The sequence below is a fragment of the Lewinella sp. genome (assembly GCF_050633125.1).
Classification (GTDB): Bacteria; Bacteroidota; Bacteroidia; order Chitinophagales; family Saprospiraceae; genus Lewinella.
Genome location: NZ_JBOEFX010000114.1, coordinates 1 through 15,830 on the forward strand (window position 1 = coordinate 1; position 15,830 = coordinate 15,830).

The 15,830-nt window shown below is 45.1% G+C and carries 12 protein-coding genes and 1 pseudogene; 5 read left to right on the plus strand and 8 right to left on the minus strand.

Going from position 1 to position 15,830, the window contains the following annotated elements; translation table 11 throughout:
* The 8 genes and pseudogenes from ACRBG0_RS22555 to ACRBG0_RS22590 form a co-directional block, all read right to left on the minus strand.
* Positions 1-1,399, minus strand: a pseudogene (locus tag ACRBG0_RS22555) (hypothetical protein); the annotation flags it as partial.
* Between the two features lie 63 nt (positions 1,400-1,462).
* Positions 1,463-3,265, minus strand: a complete 1,803-nt coding sequence (locus ACRBG0_RS22560) for a hypothetical protein (RefSeq protein ID WP_431489106.1) — start codon at positions 3,263-3,265, stop codon at positions 1,463-1,465.
* A 104-nt stretch (positions 3,266-3,369) separates the two neighbouring features.
* Positions 3,370-4,062 (minus strand): hypothetical protein, encoded by a 693-nt coding sequence (locus ACRBG0_RS22565; protein WP_431489107.1) that lies wholly within the window; start codon positions 4,060-4,062, stop codon positions 3,370-3,372.
* Between the two features lie 128 nt (positions 4,063-4,190).
* A complete protein-coding gene (locus tag ACRBG0_RS22570; RefSeq protein ID WP_431489108.1) occupies positions 4,191-5,615 on the minus strand; it encodes a glycosyl hydrolase in 1,425 nt (474 codons plus the stop codon).
* Positions 5,616-5,863: 248 nt separating this feature from the next.
* On the minus strand, positions 5,864-6,214 hold the full coding sequence (locus tag ACRBG0_RS22575; protein ID WP_431489109.1) for a four helix bundle protein: 351 nt from the start codon (positions 6,212-6,214) through the stop codon (positions 5,864-5,866).
* A gap of 144 nt (positions 6,215-6,358) precedes the next feature.
* Positions 6,359-8,332 (minus strand): hypothetical protein, encoded by a 1,974-nt coding sequence (locus ACRBG0_RS22580; RefSeq protein WP_431489110.1) that lies wholly within the window; start codon positions 8,330-8,332, stop codon positions 6,359-6,361.
* A 567-nt stretch (positions 8,333-8,899) separates the two neighbouring features.
* Positions 8,900-9,280: a hypothetical protein gene (locus tag ACRBG0_RS22585; RefSeq protein WP_431489111.1), complete on the minus strand. Its 381-nt coding sequence runs from the start codon at positions 9,278-9,280 to the stop codon at positions 8,900-8,902.
* A 17-nt stretch (positions 9,281-9,297) separates the two neighbouring features.
* A complete protein-coding gene (locus ACRBG0_RS22590; RefSeq protein ID WP_431489112.1) occupies positions 9,298-10,278 on the minus strand; it encodes an IS4 family transposase in 981 nt (326 codons plus the stop codon).
* 215 nt (positions 10,279-10,493) lie between these two features.
* On the opposite strand from ACRBG0_RS22590, the gene ACRBG0_RS22595 reads away from it, so the two are divergent.
* The 5 genes from ACRBG0_RS22595 (at position 10,494) to ACRBG0_RS22615 (ending at position 15,829) form a co-directional block, all read left to right on the plus strand.
* The gene (locus ACRBG0_RS22595) at positions 10,494-10,862 is read left to right on the plus strand and encodes a four helix bundle protein (protein ID WP_431489113.1); all 369 of its coding nucleotides are present in this window, start codon (positions 10,494-10,496) and stop codon (positions 10,860-10,862) included.
* Between the two features lie 167 nt (positions 10,863-11,029).
* On the plus strand, positions 11,030-11,779 hold the full coding sequence (locus tag ACRBG0_RS22600) for a LytR/AlgR family response regulator transcription factor (RefSeq protein ID WP_431489114.1): 750 nt from the start codon (positions 11,030-11,032) through the stop codon (positions 11,777-11,779).
* Between the two features lie 345 nt (positions 11,780-12,124).
* A complete protein-coding gene (locus ACRBG0_RS22605) occupies positions 12,125-12,577 on the plus strand; it encodes a hypothetical protein (RefSeq protein ID WP_431489115.1) in 453 nt (150 codons plus the stop codon).
* A 140-nt stretch (positions 12,578-12,717) separates the two neighbouring features.
* Complete coding sequence (locus ACRBG0_RS22610) at positions 12,718-13,512, plus strand: LytR/AlgR family response regulator transcription factor (RefSeq protein ID WP_431489116.1); 795 nt, start codon at positions 12,718-12,720, stop codon at positions 13,510-13,512.
* 718 nt (positions 13,513-14,230) lie between these two features.
* Positions 14,231-15,829 (plus strand): tetratricopeptide repeat-containing sensor histidine kinase, encoded by a 1,599-nt coding sequence (locus ACRBG0_RS22615; protein WP_431489117.1) that lies wholly within the window; start codon positions 14,231-14,233, stop codon positions 15,827-15,829.
* The last annotated feature ends 1 nt before the right edge of the window (position 15,830 follow it).

Genomic DNA, 15,830 nt, shown 5'->3' on the forward strand with positions numbered 1-15,830 from the left:
CAGGAAGGCTAACATCTCCGATATTCAGATCACAAGGATCGTTAGGATCGGTATTGTCGCCAGGTGTAGAGAAATCGCCGTCGGTGCCGTTGATTTCATCGTCATTGGTTACACCGTCGCCATCACAATCGCCCATATCTGTAGCGTTCATGCTGACACTCGCAAGTACCAAGCTACATGGATCATTAGGATCGGTCATGTCGGTGGTTTCATCAGAATCTAACACACCGTCACCGTCACTATCTTGGTCAGTAACCGTAATTGTTACCGTTGCCGTAGCACAAACATCAGGAACAGGATCTGTATTACATACTTGATAAATAACCGTTACCATCATGCCTGCTTCGCCGAAGGTCGGCGTGTAGATCAGTTCACCCGTGTCAGCATCAAAGACAACCGTACCCGCTGCTGTGCCACCAGTCTGCGTGATAGCAGTTGTACCAACATTAGCAGGGTCAAGATTATCCAGGAAGTCATCATTACCAAGGATATCAATCGTGCCTGCCATTCCAGGAGTGGCTGAACCTGGATCATCTGTAGCTGTAGCTACTGCTGGGTCAGGATCACCGCCGTTCGGGTTGCCATCATCATCACAGTCCGCCATGTTCCAGGCAGCATGCGGCGTACCCTGATCGGCAGGATTGTAATCACAAGGGTCGTTAGGGTCCGTATTGTCACCAGGCGTAGAGAAATCGTCGTCAAGACCATTGATCTCATCCGCATTGGTAACACCGTCACCATCACAGTCGCCCGTGCTGGTTGCATTCTGGCTAACACTTGCCAATACCAGGCTACAGGGATCGTTAGGATCGGTCATATCCGTGATCTCGTCACTGTCTAAGACACCGTCACCGTCCGTATCACAGACGATACCAGCATTATCGTAGTTGCCGACATAATCTTCTGCCGGGCCGCCATTACCGATACCAAAAATGGTATTGAAAAAATCGCCCCCCATCATACCAGGAGCCGAAGAAGGAGGATCGAATCCGTTGATATACAAGCGGATACCGTCTACACAACCGCTACCAGGAATGACGAAATGAAAAATCATGGTTTCCATTCCTCCAGTAAGGGCAATCGGTGCCCCTAGTGAACCAACACCGTGGTAATCCAAACCAGGTGTTACCGCCGGAGCGTATACCCGAGAATTATCTAACCAAGCTCCAGCAGCGACGCTGGTTACGGTAAAGGGAGCATCTGCTACACTCGCCGGCACCACCAGCGAAACTTGTGAAGGTCCCCAAAAATAGGCCGGATTACTTACATCCGGGCGGGCGAACACCTCATAACGGGCACTCGTCGTGTTGTAGCGTACGGTCAACTCGATGTCCTGTGCAAAAGCGACAGAACTTAGCATCAAGCAGAGGAAAGCTACCAAAAAGGTAAAATGCTTCATTGAATTTTAATTTGCGTGTGTTTATTCAAAATATTTTATTACAAATGGGTTGTTGATTAATAATTATGGCAACTGTTCCAAGAACAGGTCGTAATTGTATAAAAGCCCCGTGTTCAGGCTGTTGTAGTTTGACAGGACATTCAAAAAGACAAATACAGGATCATTACCTAGCCCCTGGTATTTTACCTTTCCATCCATGTTGATATCACCATAAAAATAGCCGAAGGCATTGTCGTAATTATAGGTATCACTAGTATTACCCGGAAACAGGATAACATCAGCCAGGATCGTTCCATTATCGCTGGCTCCTCCCTGGTACTTCACTTTATTGTCGGCATTGGCATTACCTGCCCAGAGGGCATTGATCCCGCCTTCCACTGCTCGTTCTACACCTTCGTAATTGGTTGAACCGGGGATATTGTATATCTGAGCAGCCGAGAGACTAATAAAATCAACCAGGGTTCCAGTAGGTGTAACCATCACGGGGGTGGCTATCATTGTACCCAAGTGGTTTCGGTGCTTTACCGAGATATAGAAATTGCTGCCTGCGGCACCAGGAAAAGACAAAGCAGAAGTACCGTCTTTGGCGTCTACCACATCACCGTCCCGCTGTAACAGTGCCGCTTTGGTATCAAGGATGAGCGCAGGATTGGTGCCATCGCGCAGTTCTACCCACACCCAATCAACAATAGCATCAGGGGTGCCGGCGTTGGCATTCAGTGTGCCGGTAGTCGTCACTTCACCACCACCTGATCCTACCGCAGCGAAGCGGGCATTACCACTAGTGGAATAAGGCTCAGCCAGAGGAATATACCCTCCGGCTCGCAGATCGTCGCGCATGAGGCCGCCACTGCTGGCAAACAAAGCTCCTTGCAGCATCACTTTCACCTGCAAAAGGCCACTGCGTTGTGCAAAGGTGTAAGCCGTATAAGTATCGGGAATAACCGCTTCCGAAGTGATGGTACCTCCGCCACCTATCGTTCCGGTGAATGCCGTGTTGCCCAAATCAACCCATTCGGTGCCATCCCAACCTGCGACACTGATGCCGCTGAGGTTAGTTGACAAAGCCGCCAAGTTGCTCGTAGCATCGAAACTCAGGGTGATCGTCGTAGAACTCGCACCATCCACATCCCAGTATTCAACAGTTGAAATAGCGGTGAGCGATTCTTCGAAATTAGCAGTGGCAAATGGCGCACCCGCTGGTAGCGTTGCCGCATTGGGATCGGTAGAAAAATAAGCTCCTTTAAACGTAGAAGCGCAATCTCCCACCACTGCCGCTGGTAACTGCTTGCTGCCGTCTCCGATAGGTAGTGTAAAGGCACCGTTGCCCGAGTAAGCAGCATAACCGTCTACGTGGGTAGCCGCAGCATTACCGCTTACCGAAGCAGCATCCATAAAATGAAGAAAATGACTCAGATCCGTACGATCAGTCGTGACCAAACCGCTGGTGAACGCAAAGTTGCTAGCCACCTGCCACTCGTTATCCAACTGAATGTTACGATCAATATCGATAGCGTACATCCGCAGGGCATTGGCGCCCTGAATGGTAGTAGCAGCGACGCTGTTGTCAAAGATATTAGCGCCCGCCACGCCTGTGGCTGTCGTGCAAGGCGAGGCATAGAGCGCATTGCAACTGCCATCAGTACCTTCCGACACGCTGCCGTCATTGGTGAAGCTGGTCACGCCTTTATAATGAACGGTGCCCTGATTGATGAAACTGCCACCTACCGTAACGGTAAAATCGGCAGCCAATTCTGCCTGCAAACCGCCAACCAGCTCGCAGCCAGTGACGGTTTTTTGGGCCAGCATTTGCAGGGATAGCAACAGCGATCCCGACAAGGCCATTAAGAAAATTCTTTTATTCATGATTCTTGATTTATAATTTGTTTTTTTTGGCTGTTAGCTCGCAGCGCTTGCTTTTGGCTTTTTTGCTAATAGCTAACCGCCAATAGCCTTCTCTACCTTCCAAGCTATTGACCAGCCAATACTTGCCGATTGTTCTTCGCCAGATAAAAATCAGGGAACAGCTCAATGGCTTTGTCGTAAGCTGCCAGTGCATGTTCCTTGTTTTCCGCAGTGTTCAGGTTTTGCAGAACTAGCCCTTTAATGTGATACACGGCTGCCCGCAATGGCACTGCCTGGTACTGGGTTTTGGTCACAGGTAGCTGTACCCAGTCGGTCTCTTTTACGTCTAAGCGTTCTGCAATTTGTAGGGTTTTAAGTGCCTGTGCCAGGCTATCCTGTCCCATTTGCAGTTCAGCCAGGTAGTAGGCACAGAAAGGGTTACTGGTTTCCAGCAACAGTGTTTCATAGTCGGCCATCGCGCCTTTTACCAAGCCGAGATTGCGGCGGCTTACGGCCCTTACCTCTCTGATACCTACATTATCTGGCTGATCAGCCAAAATCTCAGAACATAGCTTTTCAGAAGCACCGTAGCCATTCATATTGAGGTAAACGTAGGCCAGAGAGTCTTTCCAACTGCCGAGCTCTTGCTCGCCATCCAAAGCCAACAGGCCGTGCAAAGCAACGGTAGCCGTAGACCAATCACCATAATTGGTGGCACTTTCGTACATCTTCTGGTACACCTCAGCATTTGGTTGTTGCGCGCAAGCCGTGCTGAAAAGGGTGAGCAGAAGGATGGTTTGTAATAGTATATTTTTCATTTTTTTGTTTATTTTTTTGGCTGTTAGCTTTTAGCTCGCTCGTTGCACGAGCTGTTGGCTGTTGGCTCGCCCGTTGCACGGGCTTTTGGCTTTTTTGCTAACGGCCAACAGCTAATCGCTAATAGCCTTCAATTCGTCGTCCAAAAAAAGGAGCATCCTATTCTTGTTTTGCCCCCTGTAAGCAATTGCCGCGTCGGACTATTCAGCAATTGTACACCTTGTAGCCATAGTTCTGCATTGCTATTGGTAGCGCTAAAAACAGGCGTTCCTGCCGCAAGGCCACCAAAATCAAGTAGTATGTTCACCCCTGCTATCTTTCTGCCTTCGCCGCCCGGCAGGGTAGTCGTAATCGTGTTGCCTCCGCAGGAAGCATCTGGTTGTAGCAAGCCATTGATAAACAAGGGCTGCTGCAAAGCCGGCAGAGGTGTTCCTCCCAGTAGGAGATGGTAATACTCATCACCAGTACCTGCGGTACCGTCAGGATCGGAATGGCTGGTATGCCCTGTCGGGAAGTAAAAGCCAATCGTATCCATGCCTGCACTCGTATTCGCTTCCTCGATAGCTGCCCGTAGGCTGCAATGGCCGGTGCCGTCGTTGCAAATACCATCACCAGGGTTGGCATCAGGAGTATCGGCAGTAGTACTCACCGCGTAATGCCCTTTGGCCAGGCCACGAAATTGTGCGCCTAATACATTGAGCACATCGGGGCTGGCCAGCAGCTCGCTGGTTTCGCCCCATTCCAGGCCCGCAAAATCGCGGTGTACCAGGAACCAAAAGATACGCTCCACTTCCGTTTGGCCACTGAGCGTATCCAGTACCTGATGCAGAAAATCAACCCGCTGATTATCCGTGAGGGTAACGTTATTGAAGTTGGGAATACCCAGCTCTGTCACCCAGATCGGCAAGCCTGCCGTTTCCGGCCAAGTGAGCAGATCAGCTTCTACATCGTGGTATTCGTCCATGATGGCAGTCACTTCCACGCCTGTACGACTGGCACCCAGCAGGTGAAAATCGTAGAGATGGATATTGAAGACATCCATCGGTGGGTATAGCCCGTAAAGGCTAAAGTATTCGGCCCGAAAAGCTTCGTACCATTCCTTACCGTAGCTGTGGCCTACGCTGTGTAACCAGGCGGTGACGCCGGGAAAATCTGAGTAGATGTGCCCTTCATCCCACCAAACCAAAGCCGGCCCCACAATTTTGGCATCCGGATCACCAGCCAGTATCGCATCCCGGTACTTCTTGTACAAGGGTGCAAAATCAACAGCAGCAGTATTCGACTGGGCCGCATTGTTCGGTTCATTGGATAGATACCAATATACCGGGCCGCCACTACCATAGGCTGCTTTGGCCGCTGCTGCCTCCGTCGAAATACTAGCTGCCGTCTTAGCTGCCGTGAGCCGCCAATGGCCAAACAGCTTACGATCCTCCTGTGCCGAAAAATTAACTACAAGGGGGGCTTCGGCCAGGTAATCGTACCACCAGTTCACACCCAGCAGGGCCAGCGTCTCTTCCTTATAATAAGGTGCCGGACTGGCCTGCGTGTACGTCATCGTTTCGTCTTTGTTGACGAGCACTACTCCCAACTTGGCACGCTGCGTGGCATCCAGCAATGCTTGTGCATCTACGGTTTGCCCGAGCAGGAGGAAGGTTAGTATGGTGGTTAATGTTTTGATGGTTGCTTTTTTTTGGCTCGCGGCGCTTCGCTTGCTGTTGGCTGTTGGCTCGCCCGTTGCACGGGCTATTGGCTTTTGGCTTTTTTTGCTAATCGCTAACAGCTAACAGCCAATCGCCTTTTCAACTAATTCAGTTTTTGCATCAAGCCATTGACCATTCTCTGGCAACTGTTTATTCTTGCCAAGATGTGATCATATTCTATTGCTTTAGCAAATTCCAACTTATGCGCAATAATCAATTGTGTTTCCAACTCGAATAAGGAACCCATTGCTATTTCAAGAAACCGGCTGTATTCTTTTTCACTTTTTCTGCTACAACCTTCTGCAATATTAGAAGGTACGGATACCGCTGCTCTCGTCATTTGTGATATGAGGCCGTATTTTTCCTCTTTTGGAAAGGTGCCGCATAGGAGATAGATATCTTGCACAATTGATAAGCCAAGTTTCCAGATTTCGAGGTTTCGGAAGTTGCGCATGCTTTGCTGAGTTCTTTGTGTTTAATGTGGCGGTTGGCGGTTGGCTCGCCCGTTGTACGGGCTTTTGGCTGTTAGTTGTTAGCTATTGGCTTTTAGCTTTTTTGCCAACAGCCAACAGCCAACAGCCAACAGCCAACAGCCAATCTATTCCTTATCGTCCAACAACAGTTTCTCAATCCGCTCCAGGCGCTCTTTCAGTCCCGCATTCTCCTCTTCCAAAGCCTTAATCTGCTTGTTCTGCTCGATGGTATGAAGGTAGAGTTCTTCAATTTTTTCGAGCTGTACTTCAGATTGCTTGTTCAGCACGATGCCGCCTTTCTCTTCCACTTCCAGTGCAGAAGGCACACCCGGCAGGTGCTTATGCTCGCGCGTGAAGGCTTCGATCTCTTCCAGGCTCATCATGCGGTAGTCTTCCTTGAGGGTAGAGGTACCTTCATAGTATTGCTGGAAGACGTAGTCAGGCGTGATGGTGCCGGTGGCGAGGATGTTGCCATCTACGTGGAGCTTCTCGGTGGGGTTTATAGTGTTGATACCGACGTTGCCATTGTTTAAAATTAACATTCGTGAAGTCGCCCCACTGAGAAAATGAGCAAGATAATTTGTTGTTGTATTATTAGGGTTACTTACATTGAGGCCAAATGCAGTTGCACTTGTGTTTTCAAACCTACCAGATACATTTCCATCTAATGAACCAGTAACGTGGAGTTTGCCACTTACTGATGTGGTGCCGATGCCGACATTGCCTGCTTCATCGATTCTCATTCTTTCTAATTCAATATGGGCACCATTTAACGTAGTATTAAAAACCATTTGTGTGCCCGAATTAGTTGAGGTAAAGTCTTCTGCTGCATACACTCTGATAGAAGCACTATTAACCCAGTCTGTGCCATCAAATGAGGTAGTTGTCATCGCTCCTAGCCAATCTCCATTCTTTTTTGCCGTAGGGGTATCCAAACTGCCATTTCCTGAATATAGAATCAATTGTGGAGGCGCCATTGCCGTATTTGCAGCCTGCCATATACCTATTCGACCTCCGACATTTCCAGCCTCAGATTTCAACATAAATCCATTTCTGTATGGGTGCGAAGAAGCTCCAGATTGATCAGAAAGGATTTCCATAGTAGTATTTGGTGCACTCGTCCCTATCCCCACATTCCCCATCGTATAAATATCCTCCGTATTATCCGTAGCGCCCATATTATCATCCGTGCCAAACCACGGCTCGCTCGATGCACCCAAAGCCGCAGCCGTCATCGTCTTCACCACGCCCGTAGCATCCGCTACCAATACATCGCCGGTGCCGGATTGTAGGCCTTCCAGGCGGAGGGGGTCGGCGGTGTCGGCGACGTGGAGGCGGTTAGATGGGGTGGTTAACCCTATACCCAAATGACCATTTGGCAGTAGCGTCATTTCTGCTGCTGAGGAAGAGCCATTTGTTTGAAATTCTATGTTATTAAATTGTGTTGTTAATAATATTCCATCACTTGAAGCTGTTCCCTCAACAACAATTTTGTTTCTTAATAAGGCGTTTGACCAGTTTGAACCTGCGTTATAAAAATAGCCATTATCTTGGCTTATATCATTTCCTACAGCTAAACCTGCCCATGAATTAGAGTTATTGTTTACAGTATGTACCACTGTGCCGTCCGTTCCACTTCCGTAAATAGTAAGTTCTTCAAAAGGATTAGAAATCCCTATCCCCATTCTCCCATTATCTGTCACCACCACCGTATCGCCATTCGCCATCGCCTGACGCGCATACACCAAACCAGCAATCCCAATCGTATCTCCATCTACCCATTCGTCTACATCCGTAGCGGCTCCGGCGGTAAGGCATTGCCAATCGGGGGTGCCGGGGGTACCGAGGTTGATCTGGATGCAGCTTTCGTCGGTATTATAAACCATTAGGCCCGTGGCCGGGGAGGCTACGGCATCGCGCTGTATGGTGGTCAGGCGTGGAATTAAAACGCCACGGTCGGTGCTTTGCACATCGAGCATGGCGGAGGCATCGGGGGTGGTACCGCCGATGACGGTTTGGGCTTGCAGGCTAGTACTCAGCGCTATAAACGCGAATAAGACCAACAGGCAGCCGGTTAATTGGTTAATCTTTGATTTCATGAGAAAAATGATTTTGTTGTTTATTATTTTTGTTATATCCGCAGTAATGACCCACCCAGCAATTGAAAAAGGAATGAAAGCAATAGATTGCTTCATTTTCCTTCCCCTATTTGCTAAGCAAGGGCGTTTTTTTTACAAAAAAGACGAGTAAAACCAATCTTTTACTCGTACACGGATGTTTTTTAGGTCCTGAGAATTTGGGGATGGTGTATTAGTGCATAGCTTTGATTATCACCTATCACTTTGAAGCAATATCCCTTGGTAATAATCATTTTATACAGAACAAAGCTACCTATAGAGGGCGGGAACGAGGGGGTGTTTGTAGATGAACGTGGTTTTTATTAGAGTGAACGTGGTTTTTATTAGAGTGAACGTGGTTTTTTGTTATTAAAAGCTATTGGCTATTGGCTATTGGCTATTAGCGATTAGCGATTAGCGATTAGCGATTAGCGATTAGCGATTAGCGATTAGCGAAATCTAGAATTCATAGAGTAATATGTACTCATGGGTATCTAATTTTGCTAACAGTAGGCAGTAGGCAGTAGGCAGCTATGGTATATACACAACTCATTCAAGTTTGATTAACTCTAGCATTTGAACCCCTTCCGCTATAATTTTCAGCCTTTGAAGTCCGTCCCACATTGTTTTGGGTCCGGGTGGCCTTTGAGAAGCGTAGCCAGACCAACCTCCTAGTCGAGCCACCACCCAACTGGCGAAGGCCATAGATTGAGGAGGGTGAGGGTTTTTCAATTTATCGGTATTGCCCTCCAATTTTTGATTCAGTCCTTGAATAATTGAGACATCGACTTCATCAAAACCATCTTGAATAGCCAAGCCCTGTGGTTGTTCTCTAGCCTGAACCAGCTGCATGACCTGTACGGCACTAATGAGGCATAAAGCCGTTAAGTTCTTTACCGAATGAGCGTTTTGGACTTGAGCCGCATACATATCGAAGCCCTTTCTTTTTAGGGCACGAAAGAGTTGCTCAATAATCCAACGATTGACGTAGTAGCCAATAATGCGTAGGGCATCTTTAGCGTGTTGATCTCATGAGAAGTCAGTAAGCGCCAATGAATAGGCTTCTCTTTACCAACCACGCTAGCTGGGTTTTCGCGTACCTCTATAGCCGTTACGGCTTGTTCAGCAGCTAAGTGTTTAGTTCCTGTACCAGATCGTGGTTTGGCAATATGGCTTTTCACCCATTTGACTTCTAGTTGAGCCGTATGAGAACTTCGTTTGTCAGTAGCCGGCAAGGCTACTTCGTAGGCTCCTTTTACGGAACTTGTTGCCAACACATCTGCTAGCTTATCGCCCGTTGGATCATGGACGCGCCGGTTAGATGAGCTACGGATAACAAAATCTACCTCCAGGGCTGTGAGCAAAACCAAGAGTTCGTAAATATAAGCTTCTCGATCTGCTACGACCGTGTAATTGTTGGCTAGGCGGCCATAACTTAAAGCTCGTTGTATCTCTTCATACCACCGGAAAGATTCTTTTTGGGCCAAAGGCTCCCGAAGTCGGTCACGCTTGCGCTGTTCCACCTCATCTTCTCGATCTTTACGATCATAATGACTGGCGGAGGCCAAACCAAGGCAATGTCCGCTCTGGGCCTCGACACTGATGACCGGATGTAAGAAAAAACCATAGGCCTTGCCATCACCGATACGTCCCAAACCATTAATTTTGGAATGCATCCCAAATCCCATTGTACTTGTGTCTTGTATTAATAGAACATCTCGGCCTCGGCTTACCTCAGCGGTGCGCTTACAACTCGCTTTGATCATCTGGCGTGGTGTTACGTATTTGTTATTTAAAAATCGTCCGAATGCAATCTCCTCATTGCGATTATTGGCTAACTTACGCAAGATAATGCTTTGATGAAACTGCATCGCTTGGCAAATGCTGTGGTAACGCTCATCAAGGCGCTTGTCTATAAAAATGCCCATCCCCTTTTTAGATTGAATACATCACGAAATAAAAATGAGTTGTGTATATACCATAGGGCAGTTAGCAGTAGGCAGGTTTCAGTGGGCAGTTAGCAGTAGGCAGGGTTTCAGTAGGCAGTGGGCAGTAGGCAGGGTTTCAGTAGGCAGTGGGCAGTAGGTTTGACAACTGCACACTGTGTAAAATGTTTTATGTTTGTATAAAAAAACATTTTAGTATGAATTTTGAACAATTGCTAGCCTATCAGAAGTCAGTTATCGTGGCGATGGAGGTTTTTGAGTTATCGAAAGCTTTTCCGAAAGTTGAGACCTATGCTTTGACTGATCAAATCCGTAGGTCATCGCGTTCGGTGTCGGCTCAAATAGCAGAAGCTTATCGGAAGAGGCGGTATCCTAAGCATTTTATTAGCAAACTTACCGATGCCGATGCAGAAAATGCCGAGACACAAGTATGGCTCGAATATGCGCTTCGCTGTCAGTATATAAGCGAAGAGCAACATCAGCAACTTTTAAACGACACGCTCGAAACAGGTAAGCTCATTGGTTATATGATTCGTTTCCCTGAGCGCTTTTTAGGGAGGGAGTAGGCAGTGGGCAGTGGGCAGTGGGCAGTGGGCAGTAGGCAGGTTTTGCTAACTGCAAAACTGCAAAACTGCTAACTGCTAACTGCTAACTGCTAACTGCTAACTGCTAACTGCTAACTGCTAACTGCAAAACTGCAAAACTGCTTACCTTTAAGCTCAAATTAGCCCCTATGCAAGCATTCTCTGTAGCCATTATTGATGACAATAGTAGTATCCGCAAGTTGATTAGACAGCTGTTGAGGCAGAATTTCCCTCAATTAAAGATCATTGCTGAGGCGGGAGGAGTACGGGAAGGGATCGTATTATTAGAGGATAAACAGCCGGATATTCTTTTTTTAGACATGGAGCTAGGTGACGGGATGGGCTTTGAGCTACTAGAAATGGTAGGAGAGTCATCTACTCGTGTGATCGTGATTTCTGCTTTTGAGTCTTATGCTTACCATGCTATTCATGCTGATATTACGGATTATTTACTGAAACCTATTTCGGCACCTGATTTACGCCTTGCTGTATTAAAAGCGAGCAAACAATTAGAGCAGCAGCGACAAAAAGAGAAAGAAGGGGAGGCTGAATTGGAATTATCCGATGATCGTTTGGTACTACGGACTGCCACTTCTTTTCACTTGATTGTAGTGGATGATATTGTATATTGTCATTCGGAGGCGGGTTATAGTACTTTTTTTTTAAAGGATGAGCGAAAAATTGTGATCTCCAAGACACTAAAAGCGGTAGAGGAAATTCTAAATGGTTTTCTTTTTTTTCGCATTCACAAGTCTTATTTGCTCAACTGCCGTTATATGCAAAGTTTTCACAAAACCGGGGAGATGTACATCGTATTATCTTCAGGAGAGCGGCTCCCCGTAGCCAGCCGAAAGAAGGAGGCTTTTACACTATTTTTACTAAAGATGCGTAATCTTTGATTTTATTATTAACCAAACGGTTAAAAAAGTGTGTCTTGACATAACCATACTGATAGCACGCACAGAGGTTTCATTGCTGCTTATGCCTACTTTATAGGTAGACACACATTAAGGACTAGTTTAGTCTCTACGTTTATTACTCCCCAGGCGACGAGAATAGAAATAAACCTGGCGGCAATTAATCTGAGTTATACAAACAGAACATATTTGGGTATTTCCCTCTATTATTACTCCAATAAGGTTGGGTTGTTTATGTCTTTTATCAGGTACAATTTAGAGCCTGTTGGTAACACTGTAATGATATGAGAAAAACAACCTTTTTTGCAATACCCAAACAGAATTCACATGGAAGTCCCCTCCTTACAACTTTACTTGAGTTGCAACTTTCAGGATTTAGGTCGAAAAGAAGTGCTCCTAGATTATTTGGCAACTAAAAATTTCGCTTTTACAGCCGTTACGGTGCCAGCACCTCCATCTGATTGGCGAAAGAAAGAAAAGCAACATTACTTCAGGGTTAATGCCAAGGACTTGATGTCTACATCAGCATGTTATTTAGTAATGGCTGACCGGTACCATCATTCTAGCTATCAATGCTGGGTGGATAGAGAAATTGGTTCTGCTCTTTTTTTAGACAAACCAATTATCGTCTTGCAACCTTGGAGTTGCTGGTCAATTGATCGCAATTTACGCGATCAAGCTGACTACATTGTTAATTTCCCTTCAGAGAGTATCATTTCTGCCTTGACAGGATGCTCGCAGCGGGATTCTACCAAGCAGCGCCTGGTTAGTTATGGCTAACTCTTTCCTTGAGCCTCAATCAGAAGAAGTTTACTAGATCGACTATCACGAAGTAGCCGCAAATCAGGGCCTACCAAACAAGCTTTTATGTAAAAATAGTAGGTGATACCGGCAATTGTATAAGACAACACGACAAAAAAATGGAGACGGAATTTTCAAGCTTAACGCTACTGTTGGTAGATGATGATCCTTCCTATTTGCAATTATTAGAAATACTCTTTAAGCAATTAGGGGTACAAAAAATAATAAAGGCAACGAGTTACCAAAGTGGAATTGGTCAATATCAGCGGTTTAAACCAGATTTATGCTTTCTAGACATAGATCTCAAGGATGGCCTAAAAACGGGAATAGATGTTGCTCGGTTTATTCGCAAGCAAAACGCACGGATTCCCATTTTCTTTTTAACGGCCCATTATCAGGAAGATTTTTATGAACAAGTTAAATGTATTCGTCCAAACGGTTTTATGGATAAGGAGGTCTCTCGATTAAAACTGAGGCAGGCTATTGAGTTGTTTTTTTTACAAAGTGATACTCACCCTATTTCCCCGCCTAGAAAAAGGCCAAGTTCTTTGGTAAAACTACCTTCGACGATTGCCAAGCAGCAATCTAAAAGTAAGGCATTAGAAATATTTTTCAAGATAGGTGACACTTATAAAGCTATTAAGCTGGAAGACATTGACTATTTCTATGCTGAAAACAAGTTCACCTATGCTCGGGTGGGCAACAGAAATTATCCGACCAATGTTCAACTCAAAGTACTAAGCCAGGAACTAAACCCACGATTTTTGCGCTGCCATAAGAAATACCTTATTAATATTGGTTCAATTGACAGTATCCTCACCAAGGAGGATAAAATAAAGATTGGAAACGAATTACTTCCTATAGGCTATGCTTACCGCAAATTATTCTTAGAACAACTTCGCTTAATGAAATAGGAAGGTCACAATATCCTTTTGGCTATGTACGGTGAGGTTTATGCGGCTCAGGTTGTTAATAATGAGGCACTTAAACTCACCACGTAGTAGCAGCGAAGGTAAACCATGTCAAAGAGTAGCCCATTCTACCCCTAATGCTACCTTGTCCAAACAACGATTTCAATAGAATTTTAAAAAATGTAGTGCCTGCAAAAAAGAGGTAAGTACACAATTAGGTGAGTGCCTTACCTCCGAAAATCACATGAAAATTCTTTAGCACACTGGTATTTACAAGGAATAGGCAGCTGTGATAAGTTTTTTCGGGGCTTATCACAACCACCTACCATAACAAACACTATAAAACAACACATACATCACTGTTCATTCTGGTGATGTATTATACAAAAATGATAAAAATAGTTTTGCTAAAAAATTGTATTCCCGACAAGCAAGCCATATATTAACTGAGCATTGTAATAGTCCTGACAAGGCTATACCCCTAAAAGTAAAGGATTTTTGATTACTAATATCACTGCATTGGCAGGTGATACTATAGTTAATATTGTGCAGTTCTCTTTGTTCTAGCGCAGTATATCATGTTATTGAATCCCCGTAAAATTGTATGCACATGAAATTTTCAAAAAAAGGATACCTCCTTCTCGCCTATTGTATTGCTTTTCAATTATTACTAGGCCAGTCGCCTCAAGAAGGCGGCCAAGCTATTACTTACAGTGGAGTTATGGAGACAGAACGTTTAATATCAAATGCTGAAAAAGAGATAGAGGAAGCAGTAAAGACACTAGACACTGAGGCTTTAGCAAAAGTAGAACACCAGCTAGCCAATATACTGTATGATAACAATCGTTTAGACGAAGCTATTCTGTGGGCCAAGAAGTCATTAATACATGCCAGGGAAGCTAATTTGTCAGAGCAGATAGCTCGTACTTATTTAAACCTCGGGGCCTATTCAAATAAGCTAAAAGAACTTACGGAGAGTATCTTCTATTTCGAAAGGGCAATATCCATATTTGATTCATTGGGTCTTCAGGAAATGACCTCCCTTCCTTTAATGAATACGGGGGTCTCCTACCAGATGTTGGGATGTTATGAAGACGCACTAACCTCGTTTGAAAAAGCCTATATTATAGAATTAGCTGGCAATCGTCCACAAAATTGTGCTGTAATTATAGGGAACATTGGTGCAACTTACCAGGAAATGGGGAAATATACTAAAGCCAGAGAAGCTTTTCAAAAAGGAATCGTATTTGCTGAAGCGGTCGGAGATACGATGAGAATTTCAAAAATGAATTTCGGTATTGCTAATACTTACATAAAGGAGAACGAATATGCCAAAGCGAAATCACTAATCGCTCAAAACATCACGGTCTACAAGCCTTCTTTAACTCTTCTAGCGCAGGCAGATAATTATACATTATTCTCTGAAATACATACTGCACTAGGCAGCTATGAAGAGGCATTGGCCTTCCTCAAAACAGCAACCGCACTAAGGGATAGTATCCAAACTCAGAAAGACCAACTAAAACTGGAGAAACAAACACAACAGTTTCAACTAGCAGAAACCACAATACTTAATCAACAGAAGGTAATTGCCGAACAGCAAAGTGCCGCTTTGCGGACGCAAATGATTTTGTTAGTGGTAGTATTTATAGTAATTGCTTTATTTATCATGCTATGGATTCACAAGAAGAATAACCGACAAAAAGAGGAAGTAAAACAACTAGAGAAGCGTATTTATCAGTTGCAGATGAATCCTCACTTTTTCTTTAATATCCTCACTTCTATTCAGGCTTATCTTTTCGAGGCTCATCCTGACAGGGCCGTCCATTATCTCGGTATTCTCGGAGGTTTGTTCAGAGAAACCCTGGAGTTTTCCAGAAGAGACCGAATCAGTTTGGAGGAGGAAGTCGGTTTCTTGAAAAACTACCTTGAACTCCAGCAATTAGTACATGAGCACAAATTTGAATATTCTATCCATTTACAGCCTGGTTTAGCGGACTATAAGTTGCCTTCCATGCTAATTCAACCCTTCGTGGAGAATGCACTAAAGCACGGAAAAATCAGTCAAATGATCGATGGGAAGGTAGAGGTTTCTATTGTAAAAAAAGAGAATGGTGTACTACTTGAAATTGCGGATAATGGTGTAGGATTTGATCAATTGGAATTAGGAAACACAGCATCACAAAAAAGTAGCAAAACTTCTCTGGCGTTAAAAATCACACAGGAACGAATGGTCTTATTGTTTGGAAAAAAATCAAATCTTACTATTAATAATAGACGTGGTGGAGGCACACAAGTATTGATCCAACTGCCTTACTAGT